Origin of the sequence: Aquimarina sp. MMG016 (assembly GCF_018100805.1) — a bacterium.
Taxonomy (GTDB): domain Bacteria; phylum Bacteroidota; class Bacteroidia; order Flavobacteriales; family Flavobacteriaceae; genus Aquimarina.
This window is the reverse complement of the sequence record NZ_JAGJEA010000033.1, coordinates 1-369: the sequence shown is the minus strand read 5'-3', so window position 1 is coordinate 369 and position 369 is coordinate 1. Positions and strand designations below refer to the sequence as shown.

Sequence of the window (369 nt, the reverse complement as noted above, 5' to 3'; positions counted from 1 at the left end):
TGATGACGATATTGTTGATGTTTCGGCTACTGGAACAGTAATTAGTGCTGCCGATGGAACAGCCGTGGCAGACGGAACGGAAACTGAAACAATCACAGTACAATTAAAAGATGCTGCAGGTAATGATATAGCAGGAGCTGGATATAATGTGTCTTTTGCTGTTACAGGCAGTGCAATATTATCCAGTACCACGGCAACAACAGATGCGAATGGAACCGCTACCATAACGATTACCAATACAGTAGCTGAAACTGTTGATGTAACAGCGACTATTGATGATGATAATGATGGGGGAACAACTGCGGAAGTAGCGATTGTCAATGGAAGTCCGGCTCAGGTAGTGTTCACGTCAGACAATGCGAACCCTGA

General features: G+C 44.4%; 1 protein-coding gene. It reads left to right on the top strand.

Annotated features, from left to right (window positions below; genetic code table 11):
- Positions 1-369, top strand: a 369-nt coding sequence (locus J8M14_RS22965; RefSeq protein WP_211077178.1) for an Ig-like domain-containing protein, incomplete at both ends; no start/stop codon positions are given.